The 13,260-nt window shown below is 68.2% G+C and carries 16 protein-coding genes; 4 read left to right on the forward strand and 12 right to left on the reverse strand.

The window, feature by feature from the left end; genetic code table 11:
- Nucleotides 1-10: 10 nt before the first annotated feature.
- From G6N23_RS03795 to G6N23_RS03810, 4 genes are all read right to left on the reverse strand, one after another.
- Nucleotides 11-568, reverse strand: coding sequence for a hypothetical protein (locus tag G6N23_RS03795; protein ID WP_085261359.1), 558 nt, complete (start codon nt 566-568; stop codon nt 11-13).
- A gap of 122 nt (nt 569-690) precedes the next feature.
- Nucleotides 691-1,335, reverse strand: coding sequence for a class I SAM-dependent methyltransferase (locus G6N23_RS03800; RefSeq protein WP_085261358.1), 645 nt, complete (start codon nt 1,333-1,335; stop codon nt 691-693).
- Nucleotides 1,322-1,897, reverse strand: a complete 576-nt coding sequence (locus G6N23_RS03805) for a DUF4389 domain-containing protein (RefSeq protein ID WP_085261384.1) — start codon at nt 1,895-1,897, stop codon at nt 1,322-1,324. The genes G6N23_RS03800 and G6N23_RS03805 overlap by 14 nt, the downstream gene beginning before the upstream one ends.
- A 20-nt stretch (nt 1,898-1,917) precedes the next feature.
- Nucleotides 1,918-3,045, reverse strand: a complete 1,128-nt coding sequence (locus tag G6N23_RS03810; RefSeq protein WP_234808646.1) for an FAD-dependent oxidoreductase — start codon at nt 3,043-3,045, stop codon at nt 1,918-1,920.
- Nucleotides 3,046-3,202: 157 nt separating this feature from the next.
- Between G6N23_RS03810 and G6N23_RS03815 the strand changes: the two genes are divergently transcribed.
- On the forward strand, nt 3,203-3,709 hold the full coding sequence (locus G6N23_RS03815) for a MarR family winged helix-turn-helix transcriptional regulator (RefSeq protein ID WP_162291755.1): 507 nt from the start codon (nt 3,203-3,205) through the stop codon (nt 3,707-3,709).
- Between the two features lie 37 nt (nt 3,710-3,746).
- Here G6N23_RS03815 and G6N23_RS03820 read toward each other — a convergent pair whose 3' ends face one another.
- Together G6N23_RS03820 and G6N23_RS03825 are read right to left on the reverse strand one after the other, a co-directional pair.
- Complete coding sequence (locus G6N23_RS03820) at nt 3,747-5,033, reverse strand: GAF domain-containing sensor histidine kinase (RefSeq protein WP_372509036.1); 1,287 nt, start codon at nt 5,031-5,033, stop codon at nt 3,747-3,749.
- Nucleotides 5,030-5,680: a response regulator gene (locus G6N23_RS03825; protein WP_085261357.1), complete on the reverse strand. Its 651-nt coding sequence runs from the start codon at nt 5,678-5,680 to the stop codon at nt 5,030-5,032. The genes G6N23_RS03820 and G6N23_RS03825 overlap by 4 nt, the downstream gene beginning before the upstream one ends.
- Before the next feature lie 92 nt (nt 5,681-5,772).
- Between G6N23_RS03825 and G6N23_RS03830 the strand changes: the two genes are divergently transcribed.
- A complete protein-coding gene (locus G6N23_RS03830) occupies nt 5,773-6,309 on the forward strand; it encodes an HAD family hydrolase (RefSeq protein ID WP_085261356.1) in 537 nt (178 codons plus the stop codon).
- Here G6N23_RS03830 and mmsB read toward each other — a convergent pair.
- From mmsB to G6N23_RS03860, 6 genes are all read right to left on the reverse strand, one after another.
- Entirely contained in the window at nt 6,290-7,162 is an 873-nt protein-coding gene (gene mmsB / locus G6N23_RS03835) for a 3-hydroxyisobutyrate dehydrogenase (protein WP_085261355.1), read from the reverse strand. The two genes, G6N23_RS03830 and mmsB, sit on opposite strands and share 20 nt — an antisense overlap.
- A 17-nt stretch (nt 7,163-7,179) precedes the next feature.
- Entirely contained in the window at nt 7,180-8,343 is a 1,164-nt protein-coding gene (locus G6N23_RS03840) for an acyl-CoA dehydrogenase family protein (RefSeq protein WP_085261354.1), read from the reverse strand.
- 23 nt (nt 8,344-8,366) lie between these two features.
- Nucleotides 8,367-9,887 carry a CoA-acylating methylmalonate-semialdehyde dehydrogenase gene (locus G6N23_RS03845; RefSeq protein WP_085261353.1) on the reverse strand — a complete coding sequence of 507 codons (1,521 nt, stop codon included), beginning with the start codon at nt 9,885-9,887 and terminating at the stop codon, nt 8,367-8,369.
- A gap of 107 nt (nt 9,888-9,994) precedes the next feature.
- Entirely contained in the window at nt 9,995-10,567 is a 573-nt protein-coding gene (gene rfbC / locus G6N23_RS03850; RefSeq protein WP_085261352.1) for a dTDP-4-dehydrorhamnose 3,5-epimerase, read from the reverse strand.
- Between the two features lies 1 nt (nt 10,568).
- Nucleotides 10,569-11,585, reverse strand: a complete 1,017-nt coding sequence (rfbB, locus tag G6N23_RS03855) for a dTDP-glucose 4,6-dehydratase (protein ID WP_085261351.1) — start codon at nt 11,583-11,585, stop codon at nt 10,569-10,571.
- A gap of 64 nt (nt 11,586-11,649) precedes the next feature.
- Nucleotides 11,650-12,507, reverse strand: coding sequence for an LLM class F420-dependent oxidoreductase (locus G6N23_RS03860; RefSeq protein WP_085261350.1), 858 nt, complete (start codon nt 12,505-12,507; stop codon nt 11,650-11,652).
- Nucleotides 12,508-12,805: 298 nt separating this feature from the next.
- On the opposite strand from G6N23_RS03860, the gene infA reads away from it, so the two are divergent.
- Together infA and rpmJ are read left to right on the forward strand one after the other, a co-directional pair.
- Nucleotides 12,806-13,027, forward strand: coding sequence for a translation initiation factor IF-1 (gene infA, locus G6N23_RS03865; RefSeq protein WP_003418601.1), 222 nt, complete (start codon nt 12,806-12,808; stop codon nt 13,025-13,027).
- Nucleotides 13,028-13,082: 55 nt separating this feature from the next.
- Nucleotides 13,083-13,196 (forward strand): 50S ribosomal protein L36, encoded by a 114-nt coding sequence (rpmJ, locus tag G6N23_RS03870; RefSeq protein ID WP_003879483.1) that lies wholly within the window; start codon nt 13,083-13,085, stop codon nt 13,194-13,196.
- Nucleotides 13,197-13,260 lie beyond the last annotated feature (64 nt).

A 13,260-nucleotide genomic window follows, 5' to 3' on the forward strand; every position in this document is an offset into this window, starting at 1 on the left:
CGCAGCGGTGTCAGAACCCCAGTTGGACAAGCAGAGTGAACAGGTCGGCCAGGGGGTCGGGGAAGGGAAGGGTGAACGTACCGTCCAGGAACGGGAACACCGAACTTTCGAAGGTGTTGACGGTCGCCCCGGCCAGTCCGAAGCTCGCGTCGCCCAGTCCCAAGTCCCCCTCGGGGTCCGCGCCGGACGTCAAAATATCTGTGAACAGCGAACTTTGGATGACAAACGCGATGAAATCATCATCTGGGTCGGCGGCCGTCGTGATGGTGAAGAGGCCGAGATCGTGAACATTGCTGATGAAGTCGGGGTCGGGAATGCTGTCCGAGGGCTCTGACCCGAAAAGCGTGAGGTCCGTCGCCGGCCAGACATCCGGCTGCGGGCTATCGGGACCGGTGAGCCCTGCGAGCAGGTCGAGATTGCCGCTCTGGCTCGTCAGGACAGTGTCCACCGGTACGGAACCGCCATCGGCGCCGGTATGTGCGACCGACGTGATGTCCGGCGGGTTGATGCCCGCGGCCAAGAGAACGCCCGCGGCGGTGCCGACGGTCGAAATGCGCCAACCAATCATCGGGGACTCCTATCGATCGAACCGTCTGATCACGGTTGCGTTGGTGATAGTGGTGACACGATCTGTGAGGCCGACAAAGCTGAACTGAAGAGAAATCTTTGATAAGAAATCCTGGCCGCGGCTTAGCCTGCTTCTCCCTCGGTCTCGGGGACGATGGTGGCGAAGCCCTGCAGATGGGGGCTGCACGGTGGCGGCACCGGAGTTCGTCGAATCCTGCGCAGTCCGCTGGTATCGAAGCCGGCCGCGGCGATGGCGTCGACGGTCCGGCGGTTGGGCCGACAACCCGACGTCAGCCACGACCACGGCCCGGCGATCAGGTCCTGGAACCGGCCGACCGCCCCCTCGCCACGGACATGTTCGAGGACGACCAATCGGCCGCCGGGGCGCAATACCCGGCGGATCTCGCGCAGGGTAGCGGCCACGTCGTCGACCGAGCACAACACCAGGCCGACGTGTACCGAGTCGAAACTGTTGTCCGGGAAGGGTATGGACTCTCCGATGCCATCGACGATATCGATGGCGACATCGTTGCGCCGCGCCACCGCCGCGGCCATCCGCCGCATCGCCGGCACGGGTTCTACCGCGGCGACCGATGTCACCGCGGGCGGCAGGAACATCAGATCGGTACCCGGCCCGACACCGATGAGCAGTAGCCGTCCGGCCGCGTTGCTCATCGCCTCGCGGCGGTACCGTCGATAGAACAACCGGTCGAAGATCGGCATGCCGAGGCGATATACGTACGGGAACAACGGATTACGATGCTTCATCGCCCTGGTCCAGTCGGAACGGCGGGTACTCGTCGCGCATCAGGGAGACGTACGCCGCCACCCGGTAGCGCCATCGCACGATGCCCAGCAGCAGATCTCGCACCCCGGGCGGGATCGTCCCGTTAGCCGCGAGCATCACGGCAGCGAAAACGCAGAGCAGTTGCAGCAGCGGCTCCATCGCCCAGCACAGCAGGATCTGCGGGAGTCCCAGCAACCACCACTTCACCAGAACGGCGCCGCCGGCGAGCCGATCCGGGTAGTCGATCTCCAGATCGGCGGGGTAGTCGGGCCGAGATGCCAGCGTGAACGGCGGGTACTTGTCCGTGCTGTTCATCGGAAACCGGTAATTCATCACCCGCCACGACCACCGCAGCACTCCGACATTGAAGTCAAAGATGCGTCGTGGATACCGGCCGGTGAACAAGATCGCAACACCGGCGACGATGGTCGCCAGCGGATACAGCAGGTACAGCCCGATCAATATCGGGTAGTGCGGGACGGCCAGTACGCACCATTTGACCAGCCAGAGCCAGCGCGAGGGAGCGTCGAAATCGCTTCGCACCCGGACCGGCTCGACAGCGGTCATGGTTGTCGCACCGATCGCTGGGAAACCGTCGCCGCGTCGTCCCGGCTGATCACCGCGGATATCCGCGGGTGACTCGTGGAGCGCAGGAACGCCGACAGTGCCCAGGTGTGCAGCCGGTCGGAGATCAGCGCCGCCGGCTCCAGCACCGACCGGCGGTGCGCCACCGGCAGTGACGCCACCCGCGATACGGCGTTGACCCTGCGCCGCCTGGTCTTCTCATACCAGCGCAGCGCGCTGACCAGATCACCGCGGCTCGACAGCGCCCTGCGCAGCACCATCGTGTCGAGCAGCGCCTGATTGGTCCCTTGCGCCAGGGTGGGTGGCATGGTGTGGGCGGCATCGCCGAGCAGCGTCACCGCGCCGCTGCCCGGGCCCGGAATCGGATGCCGAAAATGCGGGTACGGCGAGTCGGCCAGATCGGCATCGGTCAAGGCCGCCAGCACCCGATCGATGGCGTCGGACCAACCGGTGAAATGGGCCCGCAGCACCTCGAGGGGCCGGGACGGCCTGACGAAATCGCCTGACCAGGGCAGGTCGAACCACCACTGCAGCGCCGATTCGCCGGCCGGCCACAGTCCCACGTTGCCGTGCTCGCCGATCGCGACCAGCGCGCTGTGTTTGTCGTCGATGAGATTCGGCGCGGACGCCAGCCCCTGCCAACTGCACCACCCGGTCGGTTGCGCCGGCTTCGCTCCGAGGGCGTCGCGGACCACCGAGTGCAGGCCGTCGGCGCCGATCAGCAGATCACCCTCGGCGCAGGTGCCGTCGGCGAACGCGACCCGGACTCCGCCGCGGGTGCCCTGGATCTGCACAACGCGGGAGTTGCACCGGATGCGTTCGGCCGGAACGGTGTCCAGCAGCCGGTCCAGCAGCACGTGACGAGGCACCATCCGAACGGGGGCGCCGAGTCGGGCCGCCATCGCGGTGACGTCGAGTGTCGCCAGCCGGCAACCCGTCGACATCACCACCCGCACGGTGGAGAGGCGCTGACCGGCGCCGTCCATCGCTACGCCCAACTGGTTCAACACCGTCGCACCATTGGGCCAGATGGTCACCGCGCCGCCGCCGGCCCGAATCTCCGGCCGCTGTTCGAAGACGGTGACGTCGTGCCCGTCGCGCAGCATGCCCCGGGCCGCGGCGATACCACTCACACCGGCGCCCGCCACCAGGATCCGCAGGGACCGACGGGTCGCCGTGTTCGACACCACACCTGAATCACGACGGGGGACGGGGTGGAGTTCACTTCCCACGCGGTCGTGCCGAAAAGTGATAAGAACGGGCGTGGACTCGCACCTCTCCGACGATCGCGACCCGATCGCGCTGGCCCGGGCGAATTGGGAACGGTCCGGCTGGGGTGAGGTCGCCGACGGGATGGTGGCGGTGACCTCGGTGATGCGGGCCCACCAGATCCTGCTGGCCCGCGTGGAAGCGACACTGCGGCCCTACGACCTGAGCTTCTCCCGATTCGAGCTGCTGCGACTGCTGGCGTTCAGCCGCTCGGGCGCGCTGCCGATCACCAAGGCATCCGACCGGCTGCAGGTACACGTCACCAGCGTCACGCACGCGATCCGGCGACTCGAGGCCGCCGGCCTGGTGGAACGGCTGCCGCATCCCACCGACGGCCGCACCACCCTGGTGTCGATCACCGAGTTGGGCCGCTCGACGGTGGCGGCCGCGACGGCGAGCCTCAACCGCGAGGTGTTCGCCGAAATCGGGATGTCGCCGCAGGAGTCCCGCACCCTGTCCTCGGCGATCGAGACCCTGCGCCGCAACGCCGGCGACTTCTGACCGCTCGGGTTTCTACCGCGAGCAGACGCAGAATCGCCTAAATTCCGCCGGGATTGGGTGATTTTGTGTCTGCTCGCTGGGGATGGGGCACCGGGATGGTCGCGGTGACGGCGGTCCCCGCACCCGGGCGCGACCGGATGTTGAGCCGGCCGCCGACCAGCTCGGCACGCTCGGCCATCGACAGCACCCCGTAGCCTCCCATCTCGTCGGCGCCCACCGGATGCTCGAAGGTGTCGAAACCCACCCCGTCGTCGATGATCTCCAGCCGCGCGACGCGGGGGTCCGCGGCGACCGCGAATCCCAGCCGCACCGTCGTGGCGGCGGCGTGCTTGACGACGTTCTGCAGGCCCTCCTGCGCGATCCGATACAGGGCCAGCTCGATGTGCTCGGGCAACCGGATCTCGGCCAGGTCCAACTCGATCTTGAGTTGCGGGATGGACCGGGCCAGGCTGGCCAGCCCCCCGGCCAGGCCCAGGTCGTCGAGCACCGGCGGCCGCAGTCCACTGATCGCGATCCGGGTCTCCTGCAGGGTCAGCCCGGCCAACTCACGGGCGGCGTCGAGCTGCTGGGACGCCTCGTCGGGATCGTTGCCGACCGCCCGGGCGGCGGCATCCAGCCGGTAGGACAGCGTCACCAGCCGCTGGGAGATGCCGTCATGGATGTCGCCGGCCAGCCGGCGCCGCTCGATCTCCTGGGCTTCGATGACCTGCTCGACGAACAGCTCGTGGGCGCGTTCCCGGGCCACCAGCTGACGGTGCAGCCGGGCCTGGTGCATGGCGCCGGCGATGAGCTGACCGATCACCCGCAGCAGCTCGATGTCGCCGTGGCTGAACTCGCGGCGCGCCACGGTGTGCACGTTGAGCACCCCCACCAGCCCGCCCGGATCGGTCTCCATCGGCACCGACACCATCGAGGTGAAGTCGCGCCCGCGCAGCGACTCGATCGGCACGTAGCGGGGATCGGCCTCCTTGTTGTCGCTGATCACCACCGGCTCGCGGTGGCGGGCCACCCAGCCCGACACCCCCGAGCCCAGCGGCAGCCGGATCTTGCCCACCTCGGTGTCGAACGGCGGTGTCGCGCCGGTCAGGGTCAGGGACCGGTCGGTGTCGTCGAGGACGTGCACGAAGCAGACGTCGGTGCCGGTGGCCGCGGTGATCATCCGGGCGGCCGCGGCGGCCAGTGGTTCCACGCCGGGCCCGCTGGAGGCGGCCTGGATGAGCTCGCGCAGCAGCGCCAGCTCGTGGTTGGCGTCGACAAAATCACGGAAATCCCGCACCGCGTTCGCTTTGCGGGCGCGGGACCGGTTCTGGCCCGAGGCGCTCACCGGTAGATGCCTTCCCGCAGCGCGGTGGCCACCGCGCCGGTGCGGTCGGCGACCCCCAGCTTGCGGTAGATCGACCGCAGGTGGCTCTTGACAGTTTCGTCGCCGATCACCAGCTTGGTGGCGATCCCGCGGTTGGACAGTCCGCTGACCATGTAGGCCAGGATCTCGCTCTCCCGCTGCGTGAGGCCCTGGCGGGCGCCCGGCCAGAACTCGTCGCGCTGCAGCCGGGCGGCGGTACCGGCCGCCCGGGCCGCCAGGCCGGGGTCGATCACCGTCTCGCCGCGGTGGGCCAACTCGATCTGGTGCACCAGGTCGTCACTGCTGATGCTCTTGAGCAGATAGCCGCTCGCCCCGACCCGCAGCGCCTCGTACAGATACTGCTCGTCGTCGTAGACCGAGAGCATCACCACCCTGCGCTCGGGGTCGCGTTCCCGCAGCGCCAGGCAGAGGTCGAGCCCGCTCTCGCCGCGCATCCGCACGTCACACAGCACGATGTCGGGGTCGGTTTCGGCGATCACGGCCATCGCCTGCTCGGCGTTGATCGCCTGCCCGACCACCTCGATCCGGTCGGTGAACGCGGTGAGCATGGCCCGCAGGCCCTCGATCACCATCTCGTGATCGTCGACGAGGACCAACCGCACCGGCATAGCAAGACAATAAGGCCGGATCGGGGGATCCCCCCGGACGGTTCCCCCGAATGGGGGAGGACGGGCGCCGGTCGTTCCGGCATCCTGCTGTTATGCAGATCACAACCGAACTCGCGACATGGATCCGCCCCGGCCGCCCGTTCTGGTGGGACCGGGTGCTGCCGGCCGACGACGCCGAGGTCTACCCCTTGCAAGCGGTGATCTTCGATCTGGACGCCCTGGCCGACGCCGAGGGTGAGCCGCGGTCCGGCCTCCTGGACCTGGTGATGAGCCTGTTCGCCGCCGGGATCTGGGTGGCGGTGGTAGGTGCCGGTCCGCGCACCTGGGTACAGCCGCGGGTGCGGGAACTGATCGGCGACGGGATGGCCGACACCGTCGTCAGTGCCGACGACCTCACCGGCCCCGGCGGTGACGCCGAGCTCTACCGGCTGGCGCTGTGGGAGCTGGGCATCGTCGCCGGGGAGGCGCTGGTGATCGCCGGGTCCGACGATGCCGGCCGGACGGCCGCCGCAATGGGGCTGCCGGCGGTCACCGCCGGCTCGGGCGGCTACGACGGGCTGCTGGTCGATGGATGCCGTCAGCTGCAGGCGGAGCTGATGGCCGCCCGCCTCAGTCGCGCAGCTGGTTGATGACGGCGCTGAAGTCCTCGGCGGCGTGCTCGACGGCGAAGTCCGCATAGATCGCCGCGGCGTGGCTGCCCAACGGTGCTGATGAGCCGGTTGATGCGACCGCGTCCATCGCCAGGCCCAGATCCTTGTTCATCAGTGCGGTGGCGAAGCCGGGCTCGAAGTTCCGGTTCGCCGGGGAGGTGGGCACCGGGCCGGGAACCGGGCAGTTGGTGTGCACCGCCCAGCAGTTGCCGGTGGCGCCGGTGATGACGTCGAATAGCGACTGCGCGGATAAACCCAGCTTTTCGGCCAGCACGAACGCCTCGCCGATGGCGATCTGCTCGACCGCCAGCACCATGTTGTTGCAGATCTTGGCGGCCTGACCGGTACCGGCGGCACCGCAGTGAATGATCTTGCCCGCCATGGGCTCCAGCGCCAGGCGGGCCCGCTCGAAGGCAGCCTCCTCGCCGCCGACCATGAAGGCCAGCGTCCCGGCGGCCGCACCCGCAACCCCGCCGGATACCGGTGCGTCGACTTGGGCGAAACCGTGTTGAGCGGCCAGCCCATGAATGTCGCGTGCGTCGTCGACGGAGATGGTGGAGCTGTCGATGAACAGGGTGTCGGGTCGGGCGGCGGACAGGATCTCGGCGTAGCAGGATTTCACGGCGGCGCCATTGGGCAGCATGGTGACAACCACGTCGGCGTCGGCCACCGCGGCGCCGGCGCTCTCGGAGCAGGTGACGCCGTGTTTTTCGGCCGCAGCAGCGGCTTCCGGCGCCGGGTCGAACCCGCGCACCTTATGCCCCGCGGTGACCAGGTTCGCCGACATCGGCCCGCCCATGTGGCCCAGTCCCAGAAACGCGACGGTTGCCATGTCTATGTGCTCCCTGGTTATTGGCCGGACCGGACCCGGGAGGCTTCGGCCCGGCCGATCACCATCCGCATGATCTCGTTAGTGCCCTCCAGGATGCGGTGCACGCGCAGATCCCGGACGATTTTCTCCAGACCGTACTCGCGCAGATACCCGTAGCCACCGTGCAGCTGCAGGGCCTGGTCGGCGACGCCGAAGCAGGCGTCGGTGACGTAGCGCTTGGCCATCGCGCACAGCTCCACCTTGTCGGCGGCGTTGTCGTCGAGCGCGGCGGCCGCCCGCCACAGCAGCAGCCGGGACGTCTCCAGTGCGGTGGCCATGTCGGCGAGGGTGAACCGGATCGTCGGCTCGTCGAGCAGCGCCTTGCCGAACGCCGACCGGTCGGCCAGGTAGCTGCCGGTCTTGTCGAAGGCAGCCTGGCCGCCGCCCAGCGAGCAGGCCGCGATGTTGATCCGGCCGCCGTTGAGGCCGTTCATCGCGATCGAGAAGCCGATGCCTTCGCCTTCGGGGCCGCCGAGCATCGCCTCGGCGGGCACCCGCACGCCGTCGAAAATCACCTGGGCGGTCGGCTGGGAATTCCAGCCCATCTTCTGTTCGGCGGCGCCGAAACTCAGTCCGGGCGTATCTTTTTCGATGATGAAGGTGGAAATGCCGCGCGGGCCCGGCTGTGCCTCCGGGGTGCCGGTTCGGGCCATCACCACGTACACGTCGGAGACCCCGGCGCCGGAGATGAACTGTTTGACGCCGTCGAGCACGTAGTCGCCGCCGTGCTTGACCGCCCGCGTGCTCAACGCGGCGGCATCCGACCCCGCCCCCGGTTCGGTCAGGCAGTAGCTGGCGACCGAGGCCATCGGCGCCAGCCGGGGCACCCAGGTCTTGCGCTGTTCTTCGGTGCCGTAGCTGTCGATCATCCAGGCGCACATGTTGTGGATCGACAGGTAGGCGGCGATCACCGGGTCGGCGATCGCCAACTGCTCGAAGATGCGCACCCCGTCCAAGCGGCGCAGTCCGGACCCGCCGACGTCGTCGCGGCAGTAGATCGCCGCCATGCCCAGCTCGGCCGCCTCCCGCATCACGTCCACCGGGAAGTGGTGCGTGGCATCCCATTCCAGCGCGTGCGGGGCGAGGCGCTTCTCGGCGAACGCCGCAGCGGTCTCGACGATCACCCGTTCTTCGTCATCCATTGTGGTATTCACGTGTTCAGCGCCTATTGCATTGTGGGGATGTGGAATTCGGCGCCGTCCTTGATACCCGACGGCCAGCGCTGGGTGACGGTCTTGACTTTGGTGTAGAAGGTGATGGACGCGGTGCCGTGCTGGTTGAGGTCACCGAAGCCGGATCGCTTCCACCCGCCGAAGGTGTGGTAGGCCACCGGCACCGGGATCGGCACGTTAACGCCGACCATGCCGACCTGCACCCGGGAGGTGAAGTCGCGGGCGGTGTCGCCGTCGCGGGTGAAGATCGCCACCCCGTTGCCGTATTCGTGTTCGCTGGGCAGCCGCAACGCCTCTTCGTAGTCGTGGGCTCGCACGATGCACAGCACCGGGCCGAAGATCTCGTCGGTGTAGATCGACATGTCGGGCCTGACGTGGTCGAACAGCGTGGGCCCGGCAAAGAACCCGCCGGTCAGATCGGCGTCACCGAATTGCGTGTCGTCGCTGGCTCGTTCCCGGCCGTCGATCACCAGGTCTGCGCCGGCGGCCACGCCCTGGCCGATGTAGTCGTTGACCCGTTCGAGGGCGGCCCGGGTGACCAGCGGTCCGTAGTCGGCTTTGGGGTCGAGGCTGTGGCCGACCCGCAGGTTGTTGATCCGCTCGGTCAGCCGGGCGCGTAACCGCTCGGCGGTCTGTTCGCCGACCGGCACCGCCACCGAGATCGCCATGCACCGCTCACCGGCGCTGCCGTAGCCGGCGCCGATCAACGCGTCGACGGCCTGGTCCAGGTCGGCGTCGGGCATCACGATCATGTGGTTCTTCGCCCCGCCGAAGCACTGGGCGCGCTTGCCGTTGGCGGTGGCCGTGGAATAGATGTACTGCGCGATGTCGGAGCTGCCGACGAAACCTATGGCGGCGACTTGCGGGTGGTGCAGCAGGGCGTCGACGGCCTCCTTGTCGCCGTGCACCACCTGCAGCACGCCCGGCGGCAGCCCCGCTTCGACGAACAGTTCGGCCAGGCGCACCGGCACCGAGGGGTCGCGCTCGGAGGGCTTGAGGATGAAGGCGTTGCCGCAGGCCAGTGCCGGGCCGGCCTGCCACAGCGGGATCATCGCCGGGAAGTTGAAGGGGGTGATGCCGGCGACCACGCCCAGTGGCTGGCGCAGCGAGAAGACGTCGATGCCCGGCCCGGCACCTTCGGTGTGTTCGCCCTTGAGCAGGTGCGGGATGCCGACGCAGAACTCGATCACCTCGATGCCGCGCTGGATGTCGCCGCGGGCGTCCTCGAGGGTCTTGCCGTGCTCGCGGGAGAGCAGTTCGGCCAGCTCGTCGGCGTGGGAGTTGACCAGGTCGATGAAGCGCATCATCACCCGGGCCCGGCGCTGCGGGTTCTGGGCGGCCCAGCCTTTCTGGGCTGCCGCGGCCGAGGTGACGGCGGCGTCGACGTCGGCGGTGTTGGCCAGCGGCAGCGTGGCCTGCACGGTGCCGGTGTTGGGATCGAAGACGTCTGTGCTGCGCTGCGAGGCGCCGGCGGTGCGGCGGCCGTCGATGAAGTGCGGAATCTGTGTGTTCATGCGGTCATCCCCGTGAATGTGGTGGCGAGCCGGACCGGCCCGACTCCAAGAATACTAGGATATCCTAGTAAATGAGAAGGGGGGGCCGCGGCGAGAAGGGCGGGCAGTTACCGCGGATCCCAGGCCGGCAGCAGACCGGCGGCCCGGACCTCGGCCAGCGACGGAGCGGCCGCGTCCCGCTCGGAGAGCACCAGCGGGTGATCGTCGGGCCAGTCGATGCCGATCTCGGGGTCGGTGGCGCAGATGGTGTGCTCACGCTGCGGGTCGTAGCCGGCCGAGCACAGATACATCACTGTCGAATTATCTTGCAGTGCAAGGAATCCATGCGCCAGACCGGCGGCCAGATACACCGTCCGGCGATCCTGGGAGTCCAGCAGCACCGCATCCCACCGGCCGTAGGTCGGTGAGCCGACCCGGATGTCGACGACGACGTCGAAGACCGCTCCCGACGCGCAGGTGACGTATTTGGCCTGTCCGGGCGGTACCTGGGCGAAGTGCAGGCCGCGCAGCACGCCGGCGCTCGACACCGAGCAGTTGGCCTGACGCAGGTCGAAGTGGTGCCCGGCGAACGCGCTGAACTCTGCTTCGGTGAACCATTCGAAGAACACGCCGCGGTCATCGGAGTGCTGGGTCGGGGTGAGCTCCCAGGCTCCCGGGATGGCCAGTTCGCGGAATGCCACGTCAGCGTCCCAGCTCGGTGTAGCGGGCCTCGGCGGCGTCTTTCAGTGGCGCCCACCAGGACTCGTTGGCGCGATACCACTCGATCGTCGCGCGCAGGCCGGCCTCGAAGTCGGTGTGCTCGGGTTTCCAGTCCAGTTCATCACGCAGCGCCGACGGGTCGATCGCGTAGCGCAGATCGTGGCCCGGCCGGTCGGCGACGAGATCGAAGTCGTCGGGGTCGTGGCCCATCAGCCGCAGGATCGTCTGCAGCACAGTGCGGTTGTCGTGTTCCCCGTCGGCGCCGATCAGATACGTGCGCCCGGCGTGCCCGCGGGTCATGATCTGCCAGACGGCGTCGTTGTGATCGTCGACGTGGATCCAGTCCCGCACGTTGGCGCCGCTGCCGTACAGCTTGGCCCGGCGCCCGGTCAGCAGGCTGGTGATCTGCCGCGGGATGAACTTCTCCACATGCTGGTAGGGGCCGTAGTTGTTGGAGCAGTTCGAGATCGTCGCGTGTATCCCGTAGGAGCGCACCCAGGACCGGACCAGCATGTCGGCGGCGGCTTTGGTCGACGAGTACGGGCTCGACGGGCGGTACGGGGACGTCTCGGTGAACCGGCGCGGATCGTCGAGGGCAAGCTCCCCGTAGACCTCGTCGGTGGAGACGTGATGTAGCCGTACCCGATGGCTGCGTACCGCCTCGAGCACGGTGAAGGTGCCGATCACGTTGGACCGCAGGAACGGCTCGGGGTCGGCCAGCGCGTTGTCCACGTGGGTCTCGGCGGCGAAGTGCACCACCGCGTCGGTGGCCGGATCCAACTCGGCGACCAGCCGCGCCACCAGCGCGGTATCGGTGATGTCGCCCTGCACCAGCCGGAATCGGCCGGGGTCGGAGTCCAGGCCGGCCAGCGACTCGCGGCTGCCGGCATAGGTCAGTGCGTCCAGCACCGTTATCGCGGCGTCGGGCCGCCGGGCCAGTGTGCTGTGCACGAAGTTGGCGCCGATGAATCCGGCACCGCCGGTGACCAGCAGACGCATGGGGCAACCCTAACGGTGGCGGCGAGACCGTCGTGCCCGTCAGGCGGAAATCCGCCGGGCCGTGTCAGTTGTGCGGGCTCAGCCCCAACGGGCCGGCCAGCTCGGTCAGCGTCGGCAGCAGTTGCTTCCAGCCGCCCAGCACCTGAATCGTCACCTGGTCGGCGCCGGCCTCCAGATGCTCGCCCAACCGGGCGGCGACAGCATCGGCGCTGCCGTGTGCCACCACCGCGTCGATCAACCGGTCGCTGCCGGGCGCGCGCACATCGCGCTCGCTGAAGCCCAGCCGTCGCCAGTTGTTGACGTAGTTCGACAGCCGCAGGTAGAAGCCGACCGCGTCGCGTCCGGCCTCGCGGGCCGCGGAGGCGTCCGTCGTGAGCACCACCTTGTGTTCGGGCGCCAGGAACACCGAGGGTCCGACCAGTTCGCGGGCGGACGCGGTGTGCTCGGGGGTGGTCAGGTAGGGGTGCGCCCCGGCGCTGCGCTCCGCCGCCAATCGCAGCACCTTGGGGCCCAGCGCCGCCAGCACCCGGCGGCTGGTCGGTATCCCGGCCGCATCGAGCGCGTCGAGGTACTCCGTCAGAGCCCGATAGGGGCTCTGGTACTCCGCGGTGGCTTCGGGGTGACCGACGCCGATGCCGAGCAGGAAACGGCCCGGATAGGCGCCCTCGATGCGGTGAAATGACTCCGCGACCTGCGCAGCCGGCGCCGACCACACATTGACGATCCCGGTCGCTACCTGCAGTGTCGACGTCGCTGCCAGCAGCGGTTCGACGAAGGAGAGCTCAGCTGCCGGCGAGCCGCCCACCCAGATCGCGCCGTAGCCCAGCCGTTCGATCTCGGCCGCCTGCTCGGGCGTGGGCGAGCCGCCCGTCCAGACTCCATAGCGGCCCAGCTCGGGTTTGAGTGACAGTGCTTCGGTCATGTGCGTCCCATCGGTGCTTGACGGCAGTTTGGTGGAGCTCGGCGCCGGACGGTGCTGTCGGTCTCAGTCTGTCACCCTCCTCGGGCCGACGATTTTGGCGACCGGCTCCTCAACGGGTATCGTGGGACGACGGTGCGGCGTCCGCGTCGACTCTTGCGTGCCCAGTCTGAGATTCTTGGCGATTCACCTGGAATTTCCTGCCACCGGCCCACGTTTTGTAGTCGTAGTCGATGCTGCGCCGCGGCGGGCGCATGCACATACAACAGGTAAGCCAGACACGGAGGATCGCCGGAGAGTAATGGCCAAGAAAGACGGTGCCATCGAGGTCGAGGGCCGAGTGGTCGAGCCCCTGCCCAATGCGATGTTTCGCATTGAGCTGGAGAACGGTCACAAGGTGCTCGCTCATATCAGCGGCAAGATGCGGCAGCACTACATCCGAATCCTGCCGGAAGACCGGGTGGTCGTGGAGTTGTCGCCTTACGACCTGTCCCGGGGACGCATCGTCTACCGGTACAAGTAGCTCCAAGCGCCCGCGAAGTACGTCAACCAGCGATTAGAACAGGACCACAGCAGCCGTGAAGGTGAACCCCAGCGTCAAGCCGATCTGCGACAAATGCAGGGTGATCCGTCGGCACGGCCGGGTCATGGTGATCTGCTCGGACCCGCGCCACAAGCAGCGTCAGGGCTGACCTGACGCAGCACCCCGATCACAACTGAATGCAGACCTCCCAGTACCACTGAGCTGGCTGGCAT

Origin of the sequence: Mycolicibacter terrae (assembly GCF_010727125.1) — a bacterium.
Taxonomy (GTDB): domain Bacteria; phylum Actinomycetota; class Actinomycetes; order Mycobacteriales; family Mycobacteriaceae; genus Mycobacterium; species Mycobacterium terrae.

Coding starts and splice junctions, on each gene's coding strand:
- mmsB (WP_085261355.1), bottom strand. CDS start 7,162: ATGGCAACCGTCGCGTTTCTGGGACTGGGCCACATGGGCGGGCCGATG.
- G6N23_RS03860 (WP_085261350.1), bottom strand. CDS start 12,507: ATGACCGAAGCACTGTCACTCAAACCCGAGCTGGGCCGCTATGGAGTC.
- G6N23_RS03810 (WP_234808646.1), bottom strand. CDS start 3,045: ATGCTGCGCGACGGGCACGACGTCACCGTCTTCGAACAGCGGCCGGAG.
- G6N23_RS03825 (WP_085261357.1), bottom strand. CDS start 5,680: ATGCCGGTGCGGTTGGTCCTCGTCGACGATCACGAGATGGTGATCGAG.
- rfbB (WP_085261351.1), bottom strand. CDS start 11,585: ATGCGTCTGCTGGTCACCGGCGGTGCCGGATTCATCGGCGCCAACTTC.
- G6N23_RS03845 (WP_085261353.1), bottom strand. CDS start 9,887: ATGAACACACAGATTCCGCACTTCATCGACGGCCGCCGCACCGCCGGC.
- G6N23_RS03840 (WP_085261354.1), bottom strand. CDS start 8,343: ATGGATGACGAAGAACGGGTGATCGTCGAGACCGCTGCGGCGTTCGCC.
- G6N23_RS03830 (WP_085261356.1), top strand. CDS start 5,773: ATGCAGATCACAACCGAACTCGCGACATGGATCCGCCCCGGCCGCCCG.
- infA (WP_003418601.1), top strand. CDS start 12,806: ATGGCCAAGAAAGACGGTGCCATCGAGGTCGAGGGCCGAGTGGTCGAG.
- G6N23_RS03800 (WP_085261358.1), bottom strand. CDS start 1,335: ATGAAGCATCGTAATCCGTTGTTCCCGTACGTATATCGCCTCGGCATG.
- G6N23_RS03795 (WP_085261359.1), bottom strand. CDS start 568: ATGATTGGTTGGCGCATTTCGACCGTCGGCACCGCCGCGGGCGTTCTC.